The 19,004-nt window shown below is 60.4% G+C and carries 16 protein-coding genes; 10 read left to right on the top strand and 6 right to left on the bottom strand.

Going from position 1 to position 19,004, the window contains the following annotated elements; translation table 11 throughout:
• The first annotated feature begins 191 nt into the window (after positions 1 to 191).
• From LRO94_RS05695 to LRO94_RS05680, 4 genes are all read left to right on the top strand, one after another.
• Entirely contained in the window at positions 192 to 1,166 is a 975-nt protein-coding gene (locus LRO94_RS05695) for a 2-hydroxyacid dehydrogenase (protein WP_032886485.1), read from the top strand.
• An 89-nt stretch (positions 1,167 to 1,255) separates the two neighbouring features.
• The gene (locus LRO94_RS05690; RefSeq protein WP_032886338.1) at positions 1,256 to 2,158 is read left to right on the top strand and encodes a chemotaxis protein CheV; all 903 of its coding nucleotides are present in this window, start codon (positions 1,256 to 1,258) and stop codon (positions 2,156 to 2,158) included.
• Between the two features lie 3 nt (positions 2,159 to 2,161).
• Entirely contained in the window at positions 2,162 to 2,644 is a 483-nt protein-coding gene (locus LRO94_RS05685; RefSeq protein ID WP_032886337.1) for a GNAT family N-acetyltransferase, read from the top strand.
• 108 nt (positions 2,645 to 2,752) lie between these two features.
• Positions 2,753 to 3,496 (top strand): YkgJ family cysteine cluster protein, encoded by a 744-nt coding sequence (locus LRO94_RS05680; RefSeq protein WP_122680341.1) that lies wholly within the window; start codon positions 2,753 to 2,755, stop codon positions 3,494 to 3,496.
• Between the two features lie 28 nt (positions 3,497 to 3,524).
• Here the strand turns inward: LRO94_RS05680 and LRO94_RS05675 are convergent, their stop codons facing one another.
• Together LRO94_RS05675 and LRO94_RS05670 are read right to left on the bottom strand one after the other, a co-directional pair.
• Positions 3,525 to 4,298: a transporter substrate-binding domain-containing protein gene (locus tag LRO94_RS05675; RefSeq protein WP_095183873.1), complete on the bottom strand. Its 774-nt coding sequence runs from the start codon at positions 4,296 to 4,298 to the stop codon at positions 3,525 to 3,527.
• Positions 4,299 to 4,464: 166 nt separating this feature from the next.
• Positions 4,465 to 4,698, bottom strand: a complete 234-nt coding sequence (locus LRO94_RS05670) for a hypothetical protein (RefSeq protein ID WP_032886334.1) — start codon at positions 4,696 to 4,698, stop codon at positions 4,465 to 4,467.
• A gap of 213 nt (positions 4,699 to 4,911) precedes the next feature.
• Here LRO94_RS05670 and LRO94_RS05665 point away from each other — a divergent pair, with 213 nt between their 5' ends.
• The 6 genes from LRO94_RS05665 to LRO94_RS05640 all read left to right on the top strand — a co-directional run bounded on the left by LRO94_RS05665 (position 4,912) and on the right by LRO94_RS05640 (position 14,404).
• Positions 4,912 to 6,078, top strand: a complete 1,167-nt coding sequence (locus LRO94_RS05665; RefSeq protein ID WP_179179505.1) for an efflux RND transporter periplasmic adaptor subunit — start codon at positions 4,912 to 4,914, stop codon at positions 6,076 to 6,078.
• Positions 6,075 to 9,164 (top strand): multidrug efflux RND transporter permease subunit, encoded by a 3,090-nt coding sequence (locus LRO94_RS05660; RefSeq protein ID WP_122680342.1) that lies wholly within the window; start codon positions 6,075 to 6,077, stop codon positions 9,162 to 9,164. Before LRO94_RS05665 ends, LRO94_RS05660 begins: the two co-directional genes overlap by 4 nt.
• Before the next feature lie 8 nt (positions 9,165 to 9,172).
• A complete protein-coding gene (locus LRO94_RS05655) occupies positions 9,173 to 9,850 on the top strand; it encodes a heavy metal response regulator transcription factor (protein WP_032886331.1) in 678 nt (225 codons plus the stop codon).
• Positions 9,840 to 11,204 (top strand): heavy metal sensor histidine kinase, encoded by a 1,365-nt coding sequence (locus tag LRO94_RS05650; RefSeq protein WP_095183870.1) that lies wholly within the window; start codon positions 9,840 to 9,842, stop codon positions 11,202 to 11,204. The genes LRO94_RS05655 and LRO94_RS05650 overlap by 11 nt, the downstream gene beginning before the upstream one ends.
• A gap of 287 nt (positions 11,205 to 11,491) precedes the next feature.
• Positions 11,492 to 12,820, top strand: a complete 1,329-nt coding sequence (locus LRO94_RS05645; protein WP_179179506.1) for an OprD family porin — start codon at positions 11,492 to 11,494, stop codon at positions 12,818 to 12,820.
• A gap of 87 nt (positions 12,821 to 12,907) precedes the next feature.
• Complete coding sequence (locus LRO94_RS05640; protein ID WP_099601152.1) at positions 12,908 to 14,404, top strand: sensor domain-containing diguanylate cyclase; 1,497 nt, start codon at positions 12,908 to 12,910, stop codon at positions 14,402 to 14,404.
• A gap of 154 nt (positions 14,405 to 14,558) precedes the next feature.
• Here the strand turns inward: LRO94_RS05640 and lpxC are convergent, their stop codons facing one another.
• The 4 genes from lpxC to LRO94_RS05620 form a co-directional block, all read right to left on the bottom strand.
• Complete coding sequence (gene lpxC / locus LRO94_RS05635) at positions 14,559 to 15,470, bottom strand: UDP-3-O-acyl-N-acetylglucosamine deacetylase (RefSeq protein ID WP_003171886.1); 912 nt, start codon at positions 15,468 to 15,470, stop codon at positions 14,559 to 14,561.
• A 112-nt stretch (positions 15,471 to 15,582) separates the two neighbouring features.
• Positions 15,583 to 16,788, bottom strand: coding sequence for a cell division protein FtsZ (gene ftsZ / locus LRO94_RS05630; protein ID WP_095183868.1), 1,206 nt, complete (start codon positions 16,786 to 16,788; stop codon positions 15,583 to 15,585).
• 66 nt (positions 16,789 to 16,854) lie between these two features.
• Positions 16,855 to 18,117 (bottom strand): cell division protein FtsA, encoded by a 1,263-nt coding sequence (gene ftsA / locus LRO94_RS05625; protein ID WP_032886326.1) that lies wholly within the window; start codon positions 18,115 to 18,117, stop codon positions 16,855 to 16,857.
• A 15-nt stretch (positions 18,118 to 18,132) separates the two neighbouring features.
• Complete coding sequence (locus tag LRO94_RS05620; RefSeq protein WP_032886325.1) at positions 18,133 to 19,002, bottom strand: cell division protein FtsQ/DivIB; 870 nt, start codon at positions 19,000 to 19,002, stop codon at positions 18,133 to 18,135.
• Between the last annotated feature and the right edge of the window lie 2 nt (positions 19,003 to 19,004).

Genomic DNA, 19,004 nt, shown 5'->3' with positions numbered 1-19,004 from the left:
AAATGTGGGAGGGGGCTTGCTCCCGATGGCAGTGGATCGGTCAATACATCTGGCGACTGACGCACCGCTATCGGGAGCAAGCCCCCTCCTACATGTTTCCCTGCCCACTTTAGGTCTGCCGTGTCCTGACAACAGTGGCAAGGAATGTTAGCTTGCTTGGCATTCTTCCGTAGTCGATGAGCCCGCCTGCCATGAAAAAGACTGTTCTCGCCTTCAGCCGCGTCACCCCAGCCATGATCGAACGCCTGCAACAGGATTTCGAGGTGATCGCGCCTAATCCCAAGCTGGGCGACATCAATGCGCAGTTCAATGAAGCCCTGCCCCACGCCCACGGTTTGATCGGCGTGGGTCGCAAGTTGGGCCGTGCGCAGCTCGAAGGCGCGAGCAAACTGGAGGTGGTGTCCAGCGTGTCAGTGGGCTACGACAACTACGACGTGCCGTACTTCAACGAGCGCGGGATCATGCTCACCAACACCCCTGACGTACTCACCGAAAGCACCGCCGACCTGGCGTTCGCCCTGCTGATGAGCAGCGCGCGCCGAGTGGCAGAGCTGGACGCCTGGACCAAGGCCGGTCAGTGGAAAGCCAGCGTCGGCGCGCCGTTGTTTGGCTGTGATGTACACGGCAAGACCCTGGGCATCGTCGGCATGGGCAATATCGGCGCGGCCGTGGCCCGTCGCGGGCGCCTGGGCTTCAACATGCCGATTCTGTACAGCGGTAACAGCCGCAAGCTGGAGCTGGAACAGGAGTTGGGCGCGCAATTCCGTAGCCTGGACCAGTTGCTGGCCGAGGCGGATTTTGTCTGCCTGGTGGTGCCGCTGAGCGACAAGACCCGTCACCTGATCAGCACGCGCGAGCTGGGGCTGATGAAATCCAGCGCGATTCTGATCAACATCTCCCGTGGCCCGGTGGTCGACGAACCGGCGCTGATCCAGGCCCTGCAGGACCAGACCATTCGCGGCGCCGGGCTGGATGTGTATGAGCAGGAGCCACTGGCGCAGTCGCCGTTGTTCCAATTGAGCAACGCGGTGACCCTGCCGCATATCGGCTCGGCAACCAATGAAACCCGTGAGGCCATGGCCAACCGCGCGTTGGACAACCTGCGCAGTGCTCTGCTGGGCGAGCGTCCGCAGGATTTGGTGAACCCGCAGGTCTGGAAGGGCTGATGTTAAGGGTCCTGATCGCGCCTACAGTTTCCTGCGGCTGGGTCGATAACCTTTCATAGATCGTCATCCCTGATCCACAGAAGGTTTTTATGTCCACCACCAAAGCCCGCGCAGACTCACTCTCACTTCTGCTCTTTACCTTGCGCAGCGGCAAGCTGATGGCCATCAACCTGCTGAAAGTCAGCGAAATTATTCCCTGCCCGCCGCTGACCAAACTGCCGGAGTCTCATCCGAACGTTAAAGGCATCGCCACCCTGCGCGGTGCCTCGCTGTCGGTGATCGACCTGAGCCGCGCCCTGGGCGAACGGCCCTTGGAAGACCCGAACGGCGGCTGCCTGATTGTCACTGACGTGAGCCGTTCCAAACAGGGTCTGCATGTGCAGGCGGTGAGCAAGATCGTGCACTGCCTGACGACCGACATCCGCCCGCCACCCTACGGCTCCGGCGGCAACCGTGCGTTTATCACTGGGGTGACTCAGGTGGAAGGCGGCCTGGTGCAGGTGCTGGACATTGAAAAAGTCATCCACGGCATCGCGCCGGCACCGATTGAAGCGGCGCCCACCGACTTGACCATGGAAGAAGCCGAAGTGCTCGGCAATGCGCGAATTCTGGTGGTGGACGACAGCCAGGTCGCCCTGCAGCAGTCGGTTCATACCCTGCGCAACCTCGGCCTGACCTGCCACACCGCGCGCAGCGCCAAGGAAGCAATTGATGTGCTGCTGGAACTGCAAGGCACCGCCGCGCAGATCAATGTCGTGGTGTCGGACATTGAGATGTCCGAGATGGACGGTTACGCCCTGACCCGCACCCTGCGTGAAACGCCAGACTTCCAGCATCTGTACGTTTTGCTGCACACCTCCCTGGACAGCGCGATGAACAGCGAAAAAGCGCGCCTGGCCGGCGCCAACGCGGTACTGACCAAGTTCTCATCCCCCGAACTGACCAAATGCCTGGTGGTGGCTGCGCAAACCGTGGCGCAACAGGGTCTGTAATCGGTGACGGCGTATTACCAACTGCTGCGCCGCGACCTCACTGCCGGCCTGCCCGCGCCACAATGGCCGGCCGGGACCGTGCTGGACCATTACCGTGACGCGTTGGCGCCAGCGATTCACGCCGTACTGCGCATGACCCAGGATCAGGGCGGTGGTCGTGTCGCCAACCTCGATGAATGGCGGCAACAGTTCGTCACCGATGCCGAATTCGACCCCACGCTGTGCCTGGTCGCCAGCAACGCCGACGGTATCCTCGGCGTAGCCCAGTGCTGGACCAGCGCCTTCATCAAGAACCTCTCCATACATCCTTGCGCTCAAGGCCAGGGGCTGGGCCGCGCGTTATTGCTGCACACCTTCCAGGTGTTCAAACAACGTGGTGAACCCTATGTGGACCTCAAGGTACTGGAAAGCAACCTACGCGCCCGGCAGCTGTACGAGAGCGCGGGTATGGTGTTTGTACTGCGCGATGTGGTCGAAGAGGACTGACAGGCGCTGGCGCATAACTTGCTTCCAGAGAATCGTACCGGTGGAAAGAGGTAAAAACCCGTCACCGTAACTGCGTGCCCTCTGACCTAGCCTGGTGACAGATCCGCCATGAACACCCATTTCTCCTGCGTCGGTTGCGGTAAATGCTGCACCGACCACCACGTCCCCCTGACCCTCGCCGAAGCCCGTATGTGGGCGGCGGACGGCGGTAACGTCATTGTTCTGGTAGAGGGATTCCTCGGTAGCGGACTGGGCCTGCCCCAACAGCAACGCGAGCACGCCGAACGCCGTTCGGTGGTGGTACCCAGCGGCAACACCGAAGCATTTGTGGCAATCACGTTTGCCGCCTACAACGCCGGGCGCTGCCGGAATCTTGACGAAGACAACCTGTGTCGCATCTATGAGCGTCGACCGTTGGTCTGCCGCATCTACCCGATGGAGATCAACCCGCATATCCCGCTCAACCCTGCCGCCAAGGATTGCCCGCCAGAATCCTGGGAACAGGGCCCGGCGTTGATCATCGGCGGCGAACTGATGGACCAGGAACTCGCAGCGCTGATCCAGCGTTCGCGCCAGGCAGACCGCGATGACGTGCAGACCAAGGAAGCGGTGTGCGCCTTGCTGGGCATTCGCACCACAGCGCTCAAGGGGGATGGGTTTACCGCGTACTTGCCGGACATGGGCGCATTTGCCCAGGCGATTGAGTTGGCAATTGATCAGCCGTCCGTGGCCAATGAGTGGGTGTTTCATGTGTCCGGGCTGGACATCGCCGAACAGGTGCTGGACGCCGGGGCGCAGATTGCTACCGAAGTGCCGGCCAACTACGCGTTTATTTCGTTGCGGGCTGCATAGTCTCTTTATCGACCTAACCCAAAAGCGCTCATGGCGCAGCGTCTAACCGGTAATGCCGGATTATCCGCTGATACTCACCATTCTGTTTCAGCTGTTCGAGGGCACAGTTGAGTTCCTTGCGCAGTGCGGTGTCGGGCTTACGCACCGCAATCGCCACGCCATCCCCCAGCAATGCGGCCGAAATGGGCGGGCCCAGGAAGTCGAAATCCCGACCTTCGTCGGTGTCGAGCAAGGCTTCGCGAATTTCTACGGTGCCTTGCAGGGTTGCGTCGATTTCGCCGGCTATCAGACTGCGGACCAAATCATTATTGAGCCAGAAGCTCTTGACGATGACGCCCCTGTGCGCCCACTTCGTACGGGCAAACGCTTCACGATTGCTCCCCAGCAATACGCCAACCCGCTTGCCCTTGAGCGACTTAACATGGGGCAGCAGGCCTGATGTGCTGCGGCCCACCAGCCGGGTGGTAAAGGGATAGAGGTTATCGGTGAAGCTTACCCAACGCCGCCGTTCCGACGTGGGCGCCATCCCCATGATCGCGTCGAATTTTCTGGCTTCAAGGGAGAGGAAGTCTTCGACAACCACTTGGTCGACCCAAACGCAGCGCGCATTCAACTGCACGCACAGGGCATTGCCCAACTCGATATTGAGGCCAACCAACTGCCCTTGCGGGTCGCGGCTCTGGAAGGGGGGGAATTGCGCAGCAACGGCGAAGCGGATTTCGCGACGCGTTTGATCATCGGCCGCAAGGGCATCAGCCGAAAACAACAGGGCAAGCACTACACAGATGTGTATCAGGGCCAAGGGAAACGTCCTTTTCCGGAAAGACCAGCGTCGCCTCGCTCCCCCCATGAACCTCGGGGGCAGAGCAAAGGCTGTGCAAGCTTTCAAGAAACGGCAGTGGACCTACAATCAGAAAGATCAGCAGAAGCTGTAGGCAACAATCGACACAATGTGCCGCTTGTTAACCTCAGCGTTTACCCATCGAACGACGGGTGCCCGGCGGCGCCATGCCCGGTGACTTGGTGTGGCCGTTTTTGGCACCGTTCTTGTACCAAGGCTGGGCGGCATTCTTGGCCCCAGCCAGCTCACCCGGCTTGAACGGAAACTTAAACGCCGGGATCTCGGCTTTTTCGACGCCTTCAGCGCTGGCCGGATCGACGATGTCGGTCGCGTCAACAGGGGGTTGTGTCGGGGAAGTCATGGAAGCTCCGGAGCGTGCAGAAAATGATGCGGGGCCGGCTTGCGGGCCACACTGGCGCGCAGTATACCTGCGCGCCTGAGATCTTTAACCACCGCCTGTACGAATGGTCGGAGTTTGCTGACAGCGCTGTCAGTTAGCAGTCACCCTGCTGACCGGGTTGAAGGGCTATAAAGATCACTCACTCTCCCCATCCTTTGCCCCGGCGCCTCACCCATGCAGATTCAACGAAAAACCGCCCTGATTGTGGGTGTCCTCGTGGTCGTAGCGATTGCAGCCTGGGCGCTGACCCGGCCGGCCAAGACCAAGCTGGCAGTACCGACCGCGATCCCGGTCCGGGTGGTGAGCGTGGTGCAACAGGATATCCCGCGTTTTGTCAGCGGCATTGGCACGGTGTTATCGCTGCACAGCGTGGTGATTCGCCCGCAAGTCGACGGCATCCTGACCCAATTGCTGGTCAAGGAAGGCCAACGGGTCAAGGCCGGCGACCTGCTGGCGACCATTGATGACCGCTCGATTCGCGCCAGTCTCGACCAGGCCAAGGCGCAGTTGGGCGAGAGCCAGGCGCAACTGCAGGTAGCGCTGGTCAACCTCAAGCGCTACAAGGAGTTGAGCATCGACGACGGCGTGTCCAAGCAGACCTATGACCAGCAACAAGCTCTGGTCAACCAGCTCAAGGCCACCGCCCAAGGCAACCAGGCCGCAATCGATTCGGCCCAGGTCCAGCTTTCCTACACCCAGATCCGCTCCCCCGTCAGTGGCCGCGTCGGTATTCGTAACGTGGACGCGGGCAATTTCCTGCGCACCAGTGATACCCAGGGCCTGTTCTCAGTGACCCAGATCGACCCGATTGCCGTTGAGTTCTCGCTGCCGCAGCAGATGCTGCCGACCCTGCAAGGCCTGATCGCCGCGCCTGCCCCGGCGAGTGTCGACGCCTATCTGGGCGCTGACACCGACGGCCAGACCGGCGACTTGCTCGGTGAAGGCCATTTGAGCCTGATCGACAACCAGATCAGCTCCACCACCGGTACCCTGCGCGCCAAGGCTGAGTTCAGCAACGCCTCCCAGCGCCTGTGGCCGGGGCAACTGGTGACCATCAAAATCCAGACCGCCCTCGACAAAAATGCCCTGGTGGTGCCGCCGACCGTGGTGCAACGCGGCCTGGACTCGCACTTTGTGTACCGGGTCAAGGGGGACAAGGTTGAGGTGGTGCCGGTGCAGGTCACCTATCAAAACAGCGACGTGAACATCATCACGGGTGTGCAAGCCGGTGACGTGCTGGTCAGTGATGGCCAGTCGCGACTCAAGGCCGGTGCTCAGGTGGAGGTGCTCAAAGAACCACCGCAAGTGATCCAGACCGTCGATGCCAAGGTGCAGCCATGAGCCGCTCGCCTTCAGCCTGGTGCGTCGACCACCCGGTCGCCACCCTGCTGCTGACCTTCGCCCTGGTACTGCTCGGGATGATTGCCTTCCCTCGCCTGGCCATCGCCCCACTACCGGAAGCGGAATTTCCGACGATCCAGGTCACCGCACAATTGCCCGGCGCCAGCCCGGACACCATGGCCTCATCGGTGGCCACGCCGTTGGAAGTGCAATTCAGTGCCATCCCCGGCATGACCCAGATGACCTCCAGCAGTGCCCTGGGCTCAAGCCTGCTGACCCTGCAATTCACACTCGACAAGAGCATCGACACCGCCGCCCAGGAAGTGCAGGCGGCGATCAACACCGCGTCGGGCAAGCTGCCCAGCGACATGCCGAGCCTGCCGACCTGGAAAAAGGTCAACCCGGCGGACAGCCCGGTACTGATCCTCAGCGTCAGCTCCGACAGCATGCCGAGCACCGAGCTGAGTGACTACGTGGAAACCCTGCTCGCGCGGCAGATCAGCCAGATTGACGGTGTGGGCCAGATCAACATCACCGGCCAGCAACGCCCGGCGATACGCGTGCAGGCCTCGCCTGACAAACTCGCCGCCATCGGCCTCACCCTGGCCGATGTGCGCCTGGCAATCCAGCAATCGAGCCTTAACCTGGCCAAGGGCGCGATCTATGGGGAAAACAGCGTGTCGACCTTGTCGACCAACGACCAGCTGTTTCACCCGGAGGACTACGCCCAACTGATCGTTTCCTACAAGGACGGTGCACCGGTTCAACTGCGAGATATCGCCAAAGTCATCAACGGTTCGGAAAACGCCTACGTGCAAGCCTGGTCCGGTGATACACCCGGCGTAAACCTGGTGATCTCGCGCCAGCCCGGCGCAAACATCGTCGAAACCGTGGACCGCATCCAGGCTGAACTGCCGCGCCTGCAAGGCATGTTGCCGGCGTCGGTGCAGGTCAGCGTACTGACCGACCGCACCAAGACCATCCGCGCCTCGCTGCATGAGGTGGAAGTGACGCTGCTGATCGCCATCCTGCTGGTGGTGGCGGTGATGGCGTTGTTCCTGCGCCAGTTGTCGGCGACGCTGATTGTGTCCAGCGTGCTCGGCGTGTCGCTGGTCGCCAGTTTCGCGGTGATGTACCTGATGGGGTTCAGCCTGAACAACCTGACCCTGGTGGCGATTGTCATCAGCGTTGGCTTCGTGGTGGATGACGCCATCGTGGTGGTGGAAAACATCCATCGCCATCTGGAAGCGGGCCTCGACAAACGCGAAGCGGCCATCAAGGGCGCGGGGGAGATCGGCTTTACGGTGGTGTCCATCAGCTTCTCGCTGGTGGCGGCGTTTATTCCGCTGCTGTTCATGGGAGGCGTGGTCGGGCGCTTGTTCAAGGAGTTCGCGCTGACGGCGACGTCGACCATCCTGATTTCGGTGGTGGTCTCGTTGACCCTGGCGCCAACCTTGGCCGCGCTGTTCATGCGCGCCCCGACCCACCCCGCCCACGACAAACCCGGCTTCAGCGAACGCCTGCTGGCCGGATACTCGCGCAACCTGCGCCGCGCACTGGCCCATCAACGCACCATGGCCGCCATTTTTGTGGTGACCCTGGCCCTGGCCGTGGTCGGCTACGTGTTTATCCCCAAGGGCTTCTTTCCGGTACAGGACACCGGCTTTGTGCTCGGCACCAGCGAAGCGGCGGCCGATGTGTCGTACCCGGACATGGTCGCCAAGCACAAAGCCTTGGCCGAGATCGTCAAGGATGACCCGGCGGTGCAGGCGTTTTCCCATTCGGTGGGCGTGACGGGCAGCAACCAGACTATCGCCAACGGGCGCTTCTGGATCGCCCTGAAAGACCGGGGTGATCGAGATGTTTCGGCCAGCCAGTTCATCGACCGCATCCGCCCGAAACTGGCCAAAGTGCCGGGCATCGTGCTGTACCTCCGTGCCGGCCAGGACATCAACCTCAGCTCCGGCCCTAGCCGTGCCCAGTACCAATACGTGCTCAAGAGCAACGACGGCCCGACGCTCAACACCTGGACCCAGCGCCTCACCGAAAAACTGCGTGCCAACCCGGCGTTTCGCGACCTGTCCAACGACCTGCAACTGGGCGGCAGCATCACCCACATCAGCATCGATCGTCAGGCGGCCGCACGCTTTGGCCTGACCGCGACCGATGTCGACCAGGCGCTGTATGACGCCTTCGGCCAGCGCCAGATCAACGAGTTCCAGACCGAGATCAACCAGTACCAGGTGGTACTGGAACTGGACACCCAACAACGGGGCAAGGCCGAGAGCCTGAACTACTTCTACCTGCGCTCGCCGCTGACCAACGAAATGGTGCCGCTGTCGGCACTGGCCAAGGTCGACCCGCCCACCGTGGGGCCGTTGTCCATCAGCCATGACGGCATGTTCCCGGCTGCCAACCTGTCGTTCAACCTGGCGCCCGGCGTGGCGTTGGGTGATGCGGTCGTCATGCTCAACCAGGCCAAGAATGAAATCGGCATGCCGACGACCATCATCGGCAACTTCCAGGGCGCGGCACAGGCGTTCCAAAGCTCGCTGGCCAGCCAGCCGTGGCTGATCCTTGCGGCGCTGGTGGCGGTCTACATCATCCTTGGGGTGCTGTATGAGAGCTTCGTGCACCCGCTGACGATTATTTCCACCTTGCCCTCCGCCGGTTTGGGCGCGTTGATCATGTTGTGGTTAATGGGGCAGGACTTTTCGATCATGGCGTTGATCGGCCTGGTGCTGTTGATCGGCATCGTGAAGAAGAACGGCATCCTGATGATCGACTTCGCCCTGGAGGCCCAGCGCGTGCGCGGGCTACCGCCGGAAGAAGCGATCTATGAAGCCTGCGTGACGCGGTTCCGCCCGATCATCATGACGACACTCGCCGCCCTGCTCGGCGCGGTGCCGCTGATGGTCGGCAGCGGACCGGGTGCAGAAATGCGCCAGCCGCTGGGGATAGCCGTGGTCGGCGGCCTGCTGGTGAGCCAGGCGCTGACGCTGTTCACCACGCCGGTCATATACTTGTACCTTGAGCGTTTTTTCCACCGGCCCAAACCAGCTGCCGAGCTGGCGACCACACACTGAGGCGGGTCATGCGCGTACTGATTGTTGAAGATGAAGAAAAAACCGCCGACTACCTGCACCGCGGCCTGACGGAACAGGGCTACACCGTCGACGTGGCCCGCGAAGGCGTCGAAGGTCTCCACTTGGCGCTGGAGAACGATTACGCGGTGATCGTGCTCGACGTGATGCTGCCCGGCCTCGACGGCTTTGGCGTGCTGCGTGCCTTGCGTGCGCGCAAGCAGACGCCAGTGATCATGCTCACCGCCCGCGAGCGCGTGGAAGACCGCATACGCGGGCTGCGCGAGGGCGCCGACGATTATCTGGGCAAGCCGTTCTCGTTTCTCGAACTGGTGGCGCGCCTGCAAGCCCTGACCCGGCGCAGCGGTGGTCATGAGCCAGTGCAAGTCACCGTCGCCGACCTGTGGATTGACCTGATCAGCCGCAAAGCCAGCCGCAACGGTGTGCGCCTGGACCTGACGGCCAAGGAGTTCTCGCTGCTCAGCGTGTTGGCGCGGCGCCAGGGTGAAATTCTGTCCAAGACAGCGATTGCAGAGATGGTTTGGGACATCAATTTCGACAGCGACGCCAATGTGGTCGAAGTCGCGATCAAGCGCCTGCGCGCCAAGCTGGATGGGCCCTTCGAACACAAACTGCTGCACACCATTCGTGGCATGGGTTATGTGCTGGAGAACCGCAGTGCCGTCTAATTCCATCGCCTTGCGCCTGAGTGGCATGTTCACGTTGGTGGCGCTGCTGATTTTTGTGTTGATCGGTGGCGCGCTGTACCAGCAGGTCGACCGCAGCCTCGGATTGTTGCCGGGCGCGGAACTGGATGCGCGCTACAGCGTGCTGGAGTCCTCGGTGAACCGCTTCGGTACGCCGGACCATTGGGTGAAGATCAAGGCCAAGCTCAAACTATTGAGTGAGGAAGACAAGCGCATCCGCTTCTGGGTAGTCAGCACTGATCCGAACTTCGAGTATGGCGAGCCGGATGCGCAGATCCGCGCCTTCGCCGAGGGCCCCAGCGGCAAGCGCGATTTGCATCTGCCGGGCTACACCCATCCGTTCAAAGTGCTGGTGAGCCAGTTTCCAGCCAAGGACCAGCGCCCGCCGTTGCGCTTCATGATTGCCATCGACACCGAGAACTTCCGCGCCACTCAGCATCACTTGCTGGTGGCATTGGTCAGCCTGGCGCTGGTTGGCGTGGTGCTGGCTGCGCTGTTGGGGTTCTGGGTGTCGCGCATTGGCCTCAAGCCCCTGGGTAGACTCTCGGATGAAGCGCGCAAACTCGCGCCGCCAAAACTCTCCGGACGCCTGCAACTGTCGCCACTCCCCCCGGAGCTCAAGCAGTTCGTCAACTCGTTCAACTCCACCCTCGACCGCGTTGAGCAGGCCTACTCGCGCCTGGAATCCTTTAATGCCGATGTGGCCCATGAACTGCGTTCACCGCTGACCAATCTGATCGGCCAGACCCAAGTGGCGCTGACCCGTGGGCGTTCGGCCGAGCATTATCTGGAAGTGCTGGAGTCGAACCTGGAAGAGCTGGAACGCCTGCGTTCGATCATCAATGACATGCTATTCCTCGCCAGCGCCGACCAGGGCAGCAAGGCCACCAAGCTGATCGAAAGCTCCCTGGCCGATGAGGTGGCGACCACGCTCGACTACTTGGACTTCATTCTCGAAGACGCTCAGGTGCGGGTGCAGGTCCACGGCGACGCCCAGGTACAGATCGAAAAAGCCCACCTGCGCCGTGCGCTGATCAACCTGTTGAGCAATGCGGTTCAGCACACGGCGCCGGGGCAGGTGATCGACGTGAACATTGACGTGCTGGACCATCAGGTGGCCATCGCCGTGACCAACCCCGGCGAGGCAATTGCCGGCGAGCACCTGCCGCGGTTGTTCGAGCGGTTCTATCGGGTGGACGCCTCGCGTAGCAACAGCGGGGCGAATCATGGATTGGGGCTGGCGATCGTCAAGGCGATTGCGTTGATGCACGGTGGCGACGTGTTTGTGCGCAGCGAACAGGGGGGCAATACCTTCGGCATTACTCTGCCGATGTAGGCCGCCCACATGGAATCAGATCCAATCACTGTTGCGATTTGGGCAACAGTCATTCTCTTGTTACACTCTATATCGTACCGCTCACCTGCGTTAATTTGACGCATCGATGAGCGCGGCGGCAAAGGCAGCTACCCGCTTACCCGAATTTCCCTCGACTTATTTCCAGGGCTCTACACTGGGAATCTGTCTTAAAGCCGCTGATATCAGCGGCTTTTTTTTGCCGTAAAAAAGGCCAGGCACACCCCCACGACATTGGCCGTTTTCGATAGACCAAAGGAGCTTTACCGGTGAAGAACTCGCTGACGTTCACCCCGTTATTCCTCGCGATTGCAGCAACGATCGTCCCCCTTGCCCACGCGGCAGACACTACCGCCACTGAAGGTTTTATCGAGGGCTCGCACCTCAACATCAACACCCGCAACTACTACATGAACCGCGACCGTCGTGACATTCATACCGATGACAGCAAGGAGTGGGGCCAAGGCTTTCTCGGCACTTTCGAATCCGGCTACACCCAAGGCACCGTCGGCTTCGGCCTGGATGCCCACGCCATGCTCGGCCTCAAACTCGACGGCGGTGGAGGCACTGACGGCTCCAGCATTCTTCCCTACGGCAGTACTGACGGCAGCGGCAAAGCCCCCGGATCGTTCTCCACCGCTGGCGCTACTTTGAAGATGCGTGCCTTTGATACCGAGTTGAAGGCCGGTGATCTGTTCCTCAACAACCCGGTCATCGCGGGCGGCCAGACGCGCATGCTGCCGCAGACTTTCCGCGGCGTGAGCCTAAGCAATCACAGCTTCGACGGTTGGATGTTCGAAGGCGGCCAGGCCAGCTTCACCAAGCTCTACAACCAGAGCGGCCACCGTCGCATTGGCACCAGCTACGGCGCCCTGCCGACTAACACCGACAGCCAGCACATGAACTGGGCCGGCGTTTCGTTCAGCGGCATTCCCGGCCTGACCAGCAACCTGTACGCCTCCGAACTCAAGGACGTGTGGCACCAGTACTACTACGACCTGGACTACACCTACGCACTCAATGACTTGGTCAGCCTCAACCCGGGTCTGCACTACTACCACACCCAAGACACCGGCCAGTCGTTGCTCGGCGGCATCGACAACAACACCTACAGCCTGCATTTCTCCGTGGGCGTGGGTAATCACAGCGTCACCGCCGCTTACCAGCGGGTCAACGGAAACACGCCGTTCGACTACATCGCCCAGGGCGACAGCGTGTACCTGGATAACTCCCAACAATACTCGGACTTCAACGGCCCCAACGAGCGCTCGTGGAAGCTCAAGTACGCCTATGACTTCGCCGGCCTCGGTATGCCCGGGCTGACCTCGGCGGTGTCCTACATCAGTGGCAAGACCGACCTGACCAAGGTCGACCCGCAAAGCAGAGGCTACAGCGCCTGGTACAGCGCCGATGGCAAAGACGCCAAGCACTGGGAACGGGATATCGACGTGAAATACGTGGTGCAAGGCGGCAAGGCCAAGGATTTGGCCATGCGCTTTCAATGGGCAACCAACCGCGGCAGCAATGGTTATTCGGCGGTTGACCGGGACGTGGATGAATATCGGGTGATTATCGACTACCCGATCAACGTATTCTGACCCCTGGAATCTTTCTTTTTAGCCAATGATTTAATTTTCATCGGGTAGAACTAAACTGCCAGCATTCACACCGCTGAAGTCTGCCCGATGAGTCAACGCCCTGTTCGTACCTCGCCTGCACATCCTGAGCTTTTTCTGATTCTGGGCAGCGGCCTCACGGTCGCCCTGATTGTGATTATCGTTGCGGCGTTGTTGGTCCGCGAACACGCCAGCACCCTTCAGGAAGCCAAACGTTCAACCACCAACATTGCCCAACTGATCAATGCCGACGTGCTGCGCAACGTTGAATTGTATGACCTGGCACTCAAAGGGCTGATTGCGGCCAAACAACGTGAAGACCTGTCCCAGGTGGCCGCGAGTATCCAGCATCTGGTGCAGTTCGACCTCGCCACCGCAGCGCCTTTCAAGGGCGAAGTGCTGTTATTGGACCCCACCGGCGCCGTTATCGCAGACTCATCAACGCTGCAGCCGACGCCGCGTAATTTTTCTAACCGCGATTATTTCCAGGTGCACGTAAAGGACAGCCAGGCCGGTTTGTTCATCAGCCGACCGTTCAAAATCCATTGCGACTGTGACCAGGTCTGGCGCATGGCATTCAGCCGGCGAGTATCGGGACCCAACGGTGAATTTGCCGGCGTTGCGGTCGCGACCATGCGTCTGGCGTATTTCGACCAGCTGTTCAACACCCTGACCATCGGCAACGGCAGCAGCGTCAACCTGCTCAACAACAAAGGCATTTTGTTGGCCCAACAGCCGCTGCTCGAACGCGACATGATCGATAAGGACTTGAGCGAGCGACCGAACTTCAAGCGCATGCTGAGTGAAGGCAGTGGCAGCTTCCAAGCCATCTCGGCTCTCAGCGGCAAGGAGCGCCTGTACACGTTCACCAACGTCGGGGAATTACCGCTGATCGTGGTAGTGGCACTGTCCAGTGAAGATGTATTCGCCCCTTGGAAACGCGCCGCGCTGCTGACCAGTGGCGCCACCGGCATCCTGTGTATAGGTCTGTTGTGGCTGACCTGGATGCTGCGTCGTGAACTGCGACGACGCTACCGCGCAGAACGGGTGCTGTCAGAACTGGCAGCCACCGACGCCCTCACCGGCCTGCCCAACCGCCGCATTCTGGATGAACGCCTGCGCCTGGAATGGGACCGCGCCCAACGCTCAACGGAGCCGATGACGCTTCTGATGATTGACGTGGACCACTTCAAGGCTTTTAACGATCGCCATGGCCATAAGGGGGGCGATGAAGCCTTACGCTCCGTGGCCCAAGTGATCGGCGGCAACATTCGTCGCCCTGCTGATCTGGCGGCGCGCTATGGCGGTGAGGAATTTGCAGTGGTGCTTCCGATTACCGATGCCAAGGGCGCACAGGTAATCGCCGAGCACATCCGCAGCAGCGTCGAACACTTACCGCGGATAGCCGGGGATGAGAGGCCGATTACTGTGAGTATTGGTATGAGCACCTGGGATAAGCACAGTCGTATGTCGTTGGAAGCATTGCTGCTGAGTGCGGACCAGGCGTTGTATGAGGCCAAGCATACGGGGCGTAATCGGATCGTGGATGCAGCGACGCTGTCATGAGGCATCAGACTAATGTCCACAGAAGACTTGCTGTCACAGCATTACTCACTACAACAGGCCCGCTTGCCGCAGCAAGTCTGTTCACCAGAAAAACAGCCATAAAAAAAGGCCACCCGAAGGCAGCCTTTAAAAACTAAAGAAAGAGAGTTGTTACTTACACCGCCGCAACGGGACGCATGTAAGAGATCGGTGCGGTGCTGGCATCTTCGAAGGTCACGACTTCCCAAGCGTCTGTCTGCTCAATCAACTTGCGCAGCAGCTGGTTGTTAAGGGCGTGGCCCGACTTGAAGCCTTTGAACTCGCCTATCAGGCTATTGCCCAGCAGGTAGAGGTCACCGATTGCATCGAGGATCTTGTGCTTCACGAATTCGTCTTCGTAGCGAAGGCCGTCTTCGTTCAGTACACCATCCGCGTCGACCACAATGGCGTTTTCAACGCTGCCGCCGAGTGCGAGGTTGTGCTTGCGCAGGTACTCGATGTCACTCATGAAACCAAAGGTACGGGCGCGGCTGACTTCTTTTACGAACGAAGTGCTGGAAAAATCCACGCTTGCACTTTGGGTGCGGTCACGGAATACCGGGTGATCGAAATCGATCTCAAAGCTCACTTTAAAGCCTTCGAACGGGACGAAGGTGGCGCGCTTGTCGCCGTCTTCTACTGTCACTTCCCGCAGAATGCGTATGAACTTCTTGGCTGCGTCCTGTTCTTCCAGGCCGGCAGATTGAATCAAGAATACGAAGGGTCCAGCGCTGCCATCCATGATAGGGACTTCGGACGCGGAGAGCTCGACGTAGGCGTTATCGATGCCCAGGCCAGCCATGGCCGAGAGCAAGTGCTCCACCGTGTCCACTTTGACGTCACCGTTGACCAATGTGGTCGACATAGTGGTTTCGCCAACGTTTTCCGCGCGAGCAGGAATCTGCACCACAGGGTCCAGGTCGGCACGAACAAACACGATGCCGGTGTCGACAGGTGCAGGTTTGAGGGTCAGGTATACCTTCTCCCCGGAGTGCAGACCTACACCTGTGGCACGGATAATATTCTTCAGGGTGCGTTGTTTAATCATGGCTTGGACCGCTTGAGCGCAAATTGCGAACTGGTATCAACAAAGGCTGGCGATAATAGCAGACCAGACCTTTGCTGAACACCAATCACCTTCATAGCCCTGATACATTCCATCAATCGGCCTGACGACGCAGGAATGCCGGGATGTCCAGGTAGTCCAGGTCATCTTGCGGATTCGGGCTACGGGACGCCGCAGCACCGGCCTGAGCCTGGTTGCGCATCACGGTCGGACGATCCAGGTCACGGTAGTTCACCGACGGCATTTCCGGGCGCACAGGCGCTGGAGCTGCAGCCGATTGGCTGGCGTGGCTGGCATGGTTTGTATGAACGGTGTTGTCGATAACCTTTACAGGCTTCTCGATTTTCGCGCCCAGGCCGGTAGCAACCACAGTCACGTGCAGTTCGTCGCGCATGTCTGGATCGATAACGGTACCGACTTTGACCATCGCGTGCTCGGAAGCGAAGGCTTCGATGATGCTACCCACGTCGGAGTACTCACCCAGGGACAGGTCAGGACCGGCAGTGATGTTCACCAGGATGCCGCGTGCGCCTTGCAGGTTCACGTCTTCCAGCAGCGGGTTGCGGATGGCCGCTTCGGTGGCTTCACGTGCACGGTTAGGACCGCTGGCGCAGCCAGTGCCCATCATCGCCATTCCCATTTCGCTCATGACAGTACGTACGTCGGCAAAGTCGACGTTGATCATGCCTGGGCGTTTGATGATGTCGGAAATACCGCGAACGGCACCGGCCAGTACATCGTCAGCCTTGGCGAACGCAGACAGCAGGCTCGCGTCCTTGCCCAGGATGGTCAGCAATTTCTCGTTAGGAATGGTGATCAACGAGTCGACGCTTTCAGACAGCAGACGGATACCTTCGTCGGCGATCTGCATGCGCTTGCGACCTTCGAACGGGAACGGACGGGTCACGACTGCAACCGTCAGAATGCCCATTTCCTTGGCCACTTCGGCAATGATCGGGGCCGCACCGGTACCGGTACCGCCGCCCATGCCAGTGGTGATGAACACCATGTTGGTGCCTTGCAGCACTTCGGCAATACGCTCACGGTCTTCCAAAGCGGCTTGACGGCCAACTTCCGGATTGGCGCCAGCGCCGAGGCCCTTGGTCACAGCAGTGCCCAATTGCAGGATGGTCCGCGCGCCGATGCTTTTCAGCGCCTGGGCATCAGTGTTGGCGCAGATGAATTCAACGCCTTCAATGTTGCTCTTGACCATATGGTTGACAGCGTTGCCGCCGCCACCGCCTACACCGATCACTTTGATGACCGGGCTGGCGGGGATGTTGTCTACGAGTTCGAACATGTTCCCTCTCCTTTCGTTATCTCTAGTTTTTTCGCCTACTGCTTACATCGGTGTTGCGGTAAAGCTTTAGAAATTGCCTTTTACCCAAGCCTGCAACCGTTCGAACAACGGCGCTTTGGCCTCGTCGTCGCTGCGGTAGCTGTCACGGATGCTCGGGCCCGACAGGGAAATGCCGTCGGTCTGCTTTTGCAGTCCGTACAACAGCAAGCCCACACCGGTGGAATAAATCGGGTTGCGCACCACGTCTCCCAGGCCTTTGACGCCATGGGGCACGCCCAGGCGGACCGGCATGTGGAAGATTTCCTCGGCCAGTTCGACCGCGCCTTCCATCTTCGAGGTGCCACCCGTCAGCACGATGCCGGCCGGGATCAAATCTTCGTAGCCACTGCGACGCAGTTCAGCCTGGATCAGGGTGAACAGCTCGTCGTAACGCGGCTCGACCACTTCGGCCAAAGCCTGGCGCGACAGTTCGCGCGGTGGACGGTCGCCCACGCTCGGAACCTTGATGGTTTCGCCGGCACCGGCCAACTTGGCCAGGGCGCAGGCGTAGCGGATCTTGATTTCTTCGGCGTACTGGGTCGGTGTACGCAACGCCATGGCGATGTCGTTGGTAACCTGGTCGCCTGCAATCGGGATTACGGCGGTGTGACGGATCGCACCCTCGGTGAAGATCGCGATGTCGGTGGTGCCGCCGCCGATGTCCACCAGGCACACGCCCAGCTCTTTCTCGTCGTCGGTCAGTACCGAGTACGCAGACGCCAGTTGCTCAAGAATGATGTCGTCGATTTCCAGGCCGCAGCGGCGCACGCATTTTTCAATGTTCTGTGCAGCGTTGACAGCGCAGGTCACCACGTGGACCTTGGCTTCCAGACGTACGCCCGACATGCCCAGAGGCTCGCGAACGCCTTCCTGGTTATCGATCACGTAATCCTGCGGCAGGGTGTGCAGCACGCGCTGATCGGCCGGGATCGCCACGGCCTGGGCGGCGTCGAGGACGCGCTCTAGGTCGGCGGCGCTGACTTCACGGTCACGGATCGCCACGATGCCGTGGGAGTTTAGGCTACGGATATGGTTGCCCGCGACGCCGACAAACGCCGAGTGAATCCGGCAACCGGCCATCAGCTGCGCTTCTTCGATAGCGCGCTGGATCGATTGCACAGTGGACTCGATGTTCACCACCACGCCCTTCTTCAGGCCCCGGGACGGATGCGTGCCAATACCGACGATTTCGATCGCGCCGTCTTCCCCGACCTCGCCCACCAGCGCCACCACTTTGGAGGTGCCGATATCGAGACCGACGATCATTTTGCCGCTTTGCACGTTTGCCATGGGTCCTGCCTCTTCTTAATTCTTCGCGACAGCGGGTTGCGCTGCCGTGGGCGCAGCCGGTTCACGCCAGCCGACGGCAAGGCCGTTGGCGTAACGCAGGTCGACGCTCGCAATGTTCGTAATCTGTTCTTTCAAGGTCTTGTCGTAGATGGCAATGAAACGGCGCATCTTTTCCACCAAGCGGTCGCGTCCCAGCAACAACTGGATGCCCGGGCCGGAACTGCCTGCCCCGGTCGTCAAAAACCAGCTACCCCGTTCACGCAGTTCCAGGCGTGCAATGGAGAAGCCCATTGGCCGCAGCATCTGGCTCAAGGCCTGGTACTGCTGCATTACTTGCTGCTGCGCCCGCTGCGGCCCGAACAGCTGCGGCAGGTGCTCATAGTTGGCCAGCTCACGTGGGGTGAACGCCTGGCCCTGGTTGTTCAACAGCGCTTCATCACCCCAACGGGCCACGGGCAGTTGTTCCTCCAGGCGGATCGTCACCTGGTCCGGCCACACACGACGAACTTCGGCGTGGGCGATCCACGGCATCTGTTCCAGCTCACCGCGCATACCGGCCAGGTCGATGGTGAAGAAGCTCGCGGCCAGGTACGGGCCAATGCGCTGCTGCACCGCTTGCTGGCTGATGTAGCTCAAGTCGCCCTGCACGCTGATCTTGGTGATCGGACGGTCGGCGTACGGCAATAGACGCTGCGCACCTTCGTAAGTGCCGAAACCCAATGCCACCAGCAGCACCGGCCAGAACAGCGCCTTGAGGAAACCAAAGTTGGCTTTCGGCAGGCGCGCCGACATCGGCTCTTTAGCCACCATTCGGCTGGCACCCCGTGGCACCGGCTTGCGGCTCGGTGCTTGTGGGGGCTGATGACGAAGCGATGCGCCTTTCATGT

This window comes from Pseudomonas sivasensis (assembly GCF_021391435.1).
In the GTDB taxonomy this organism is placed as follows: domain Bacteria; phylum Pseudomonadota; class Gammaproteobacteria; order Pseudomonadales; family Pseudomonadaceae; genus Aquipseudomonas; species Aquipseudomonas sivasensis.
This window is presented reverse-complemented; position numbering and strand designations above follow the sequence as displayed.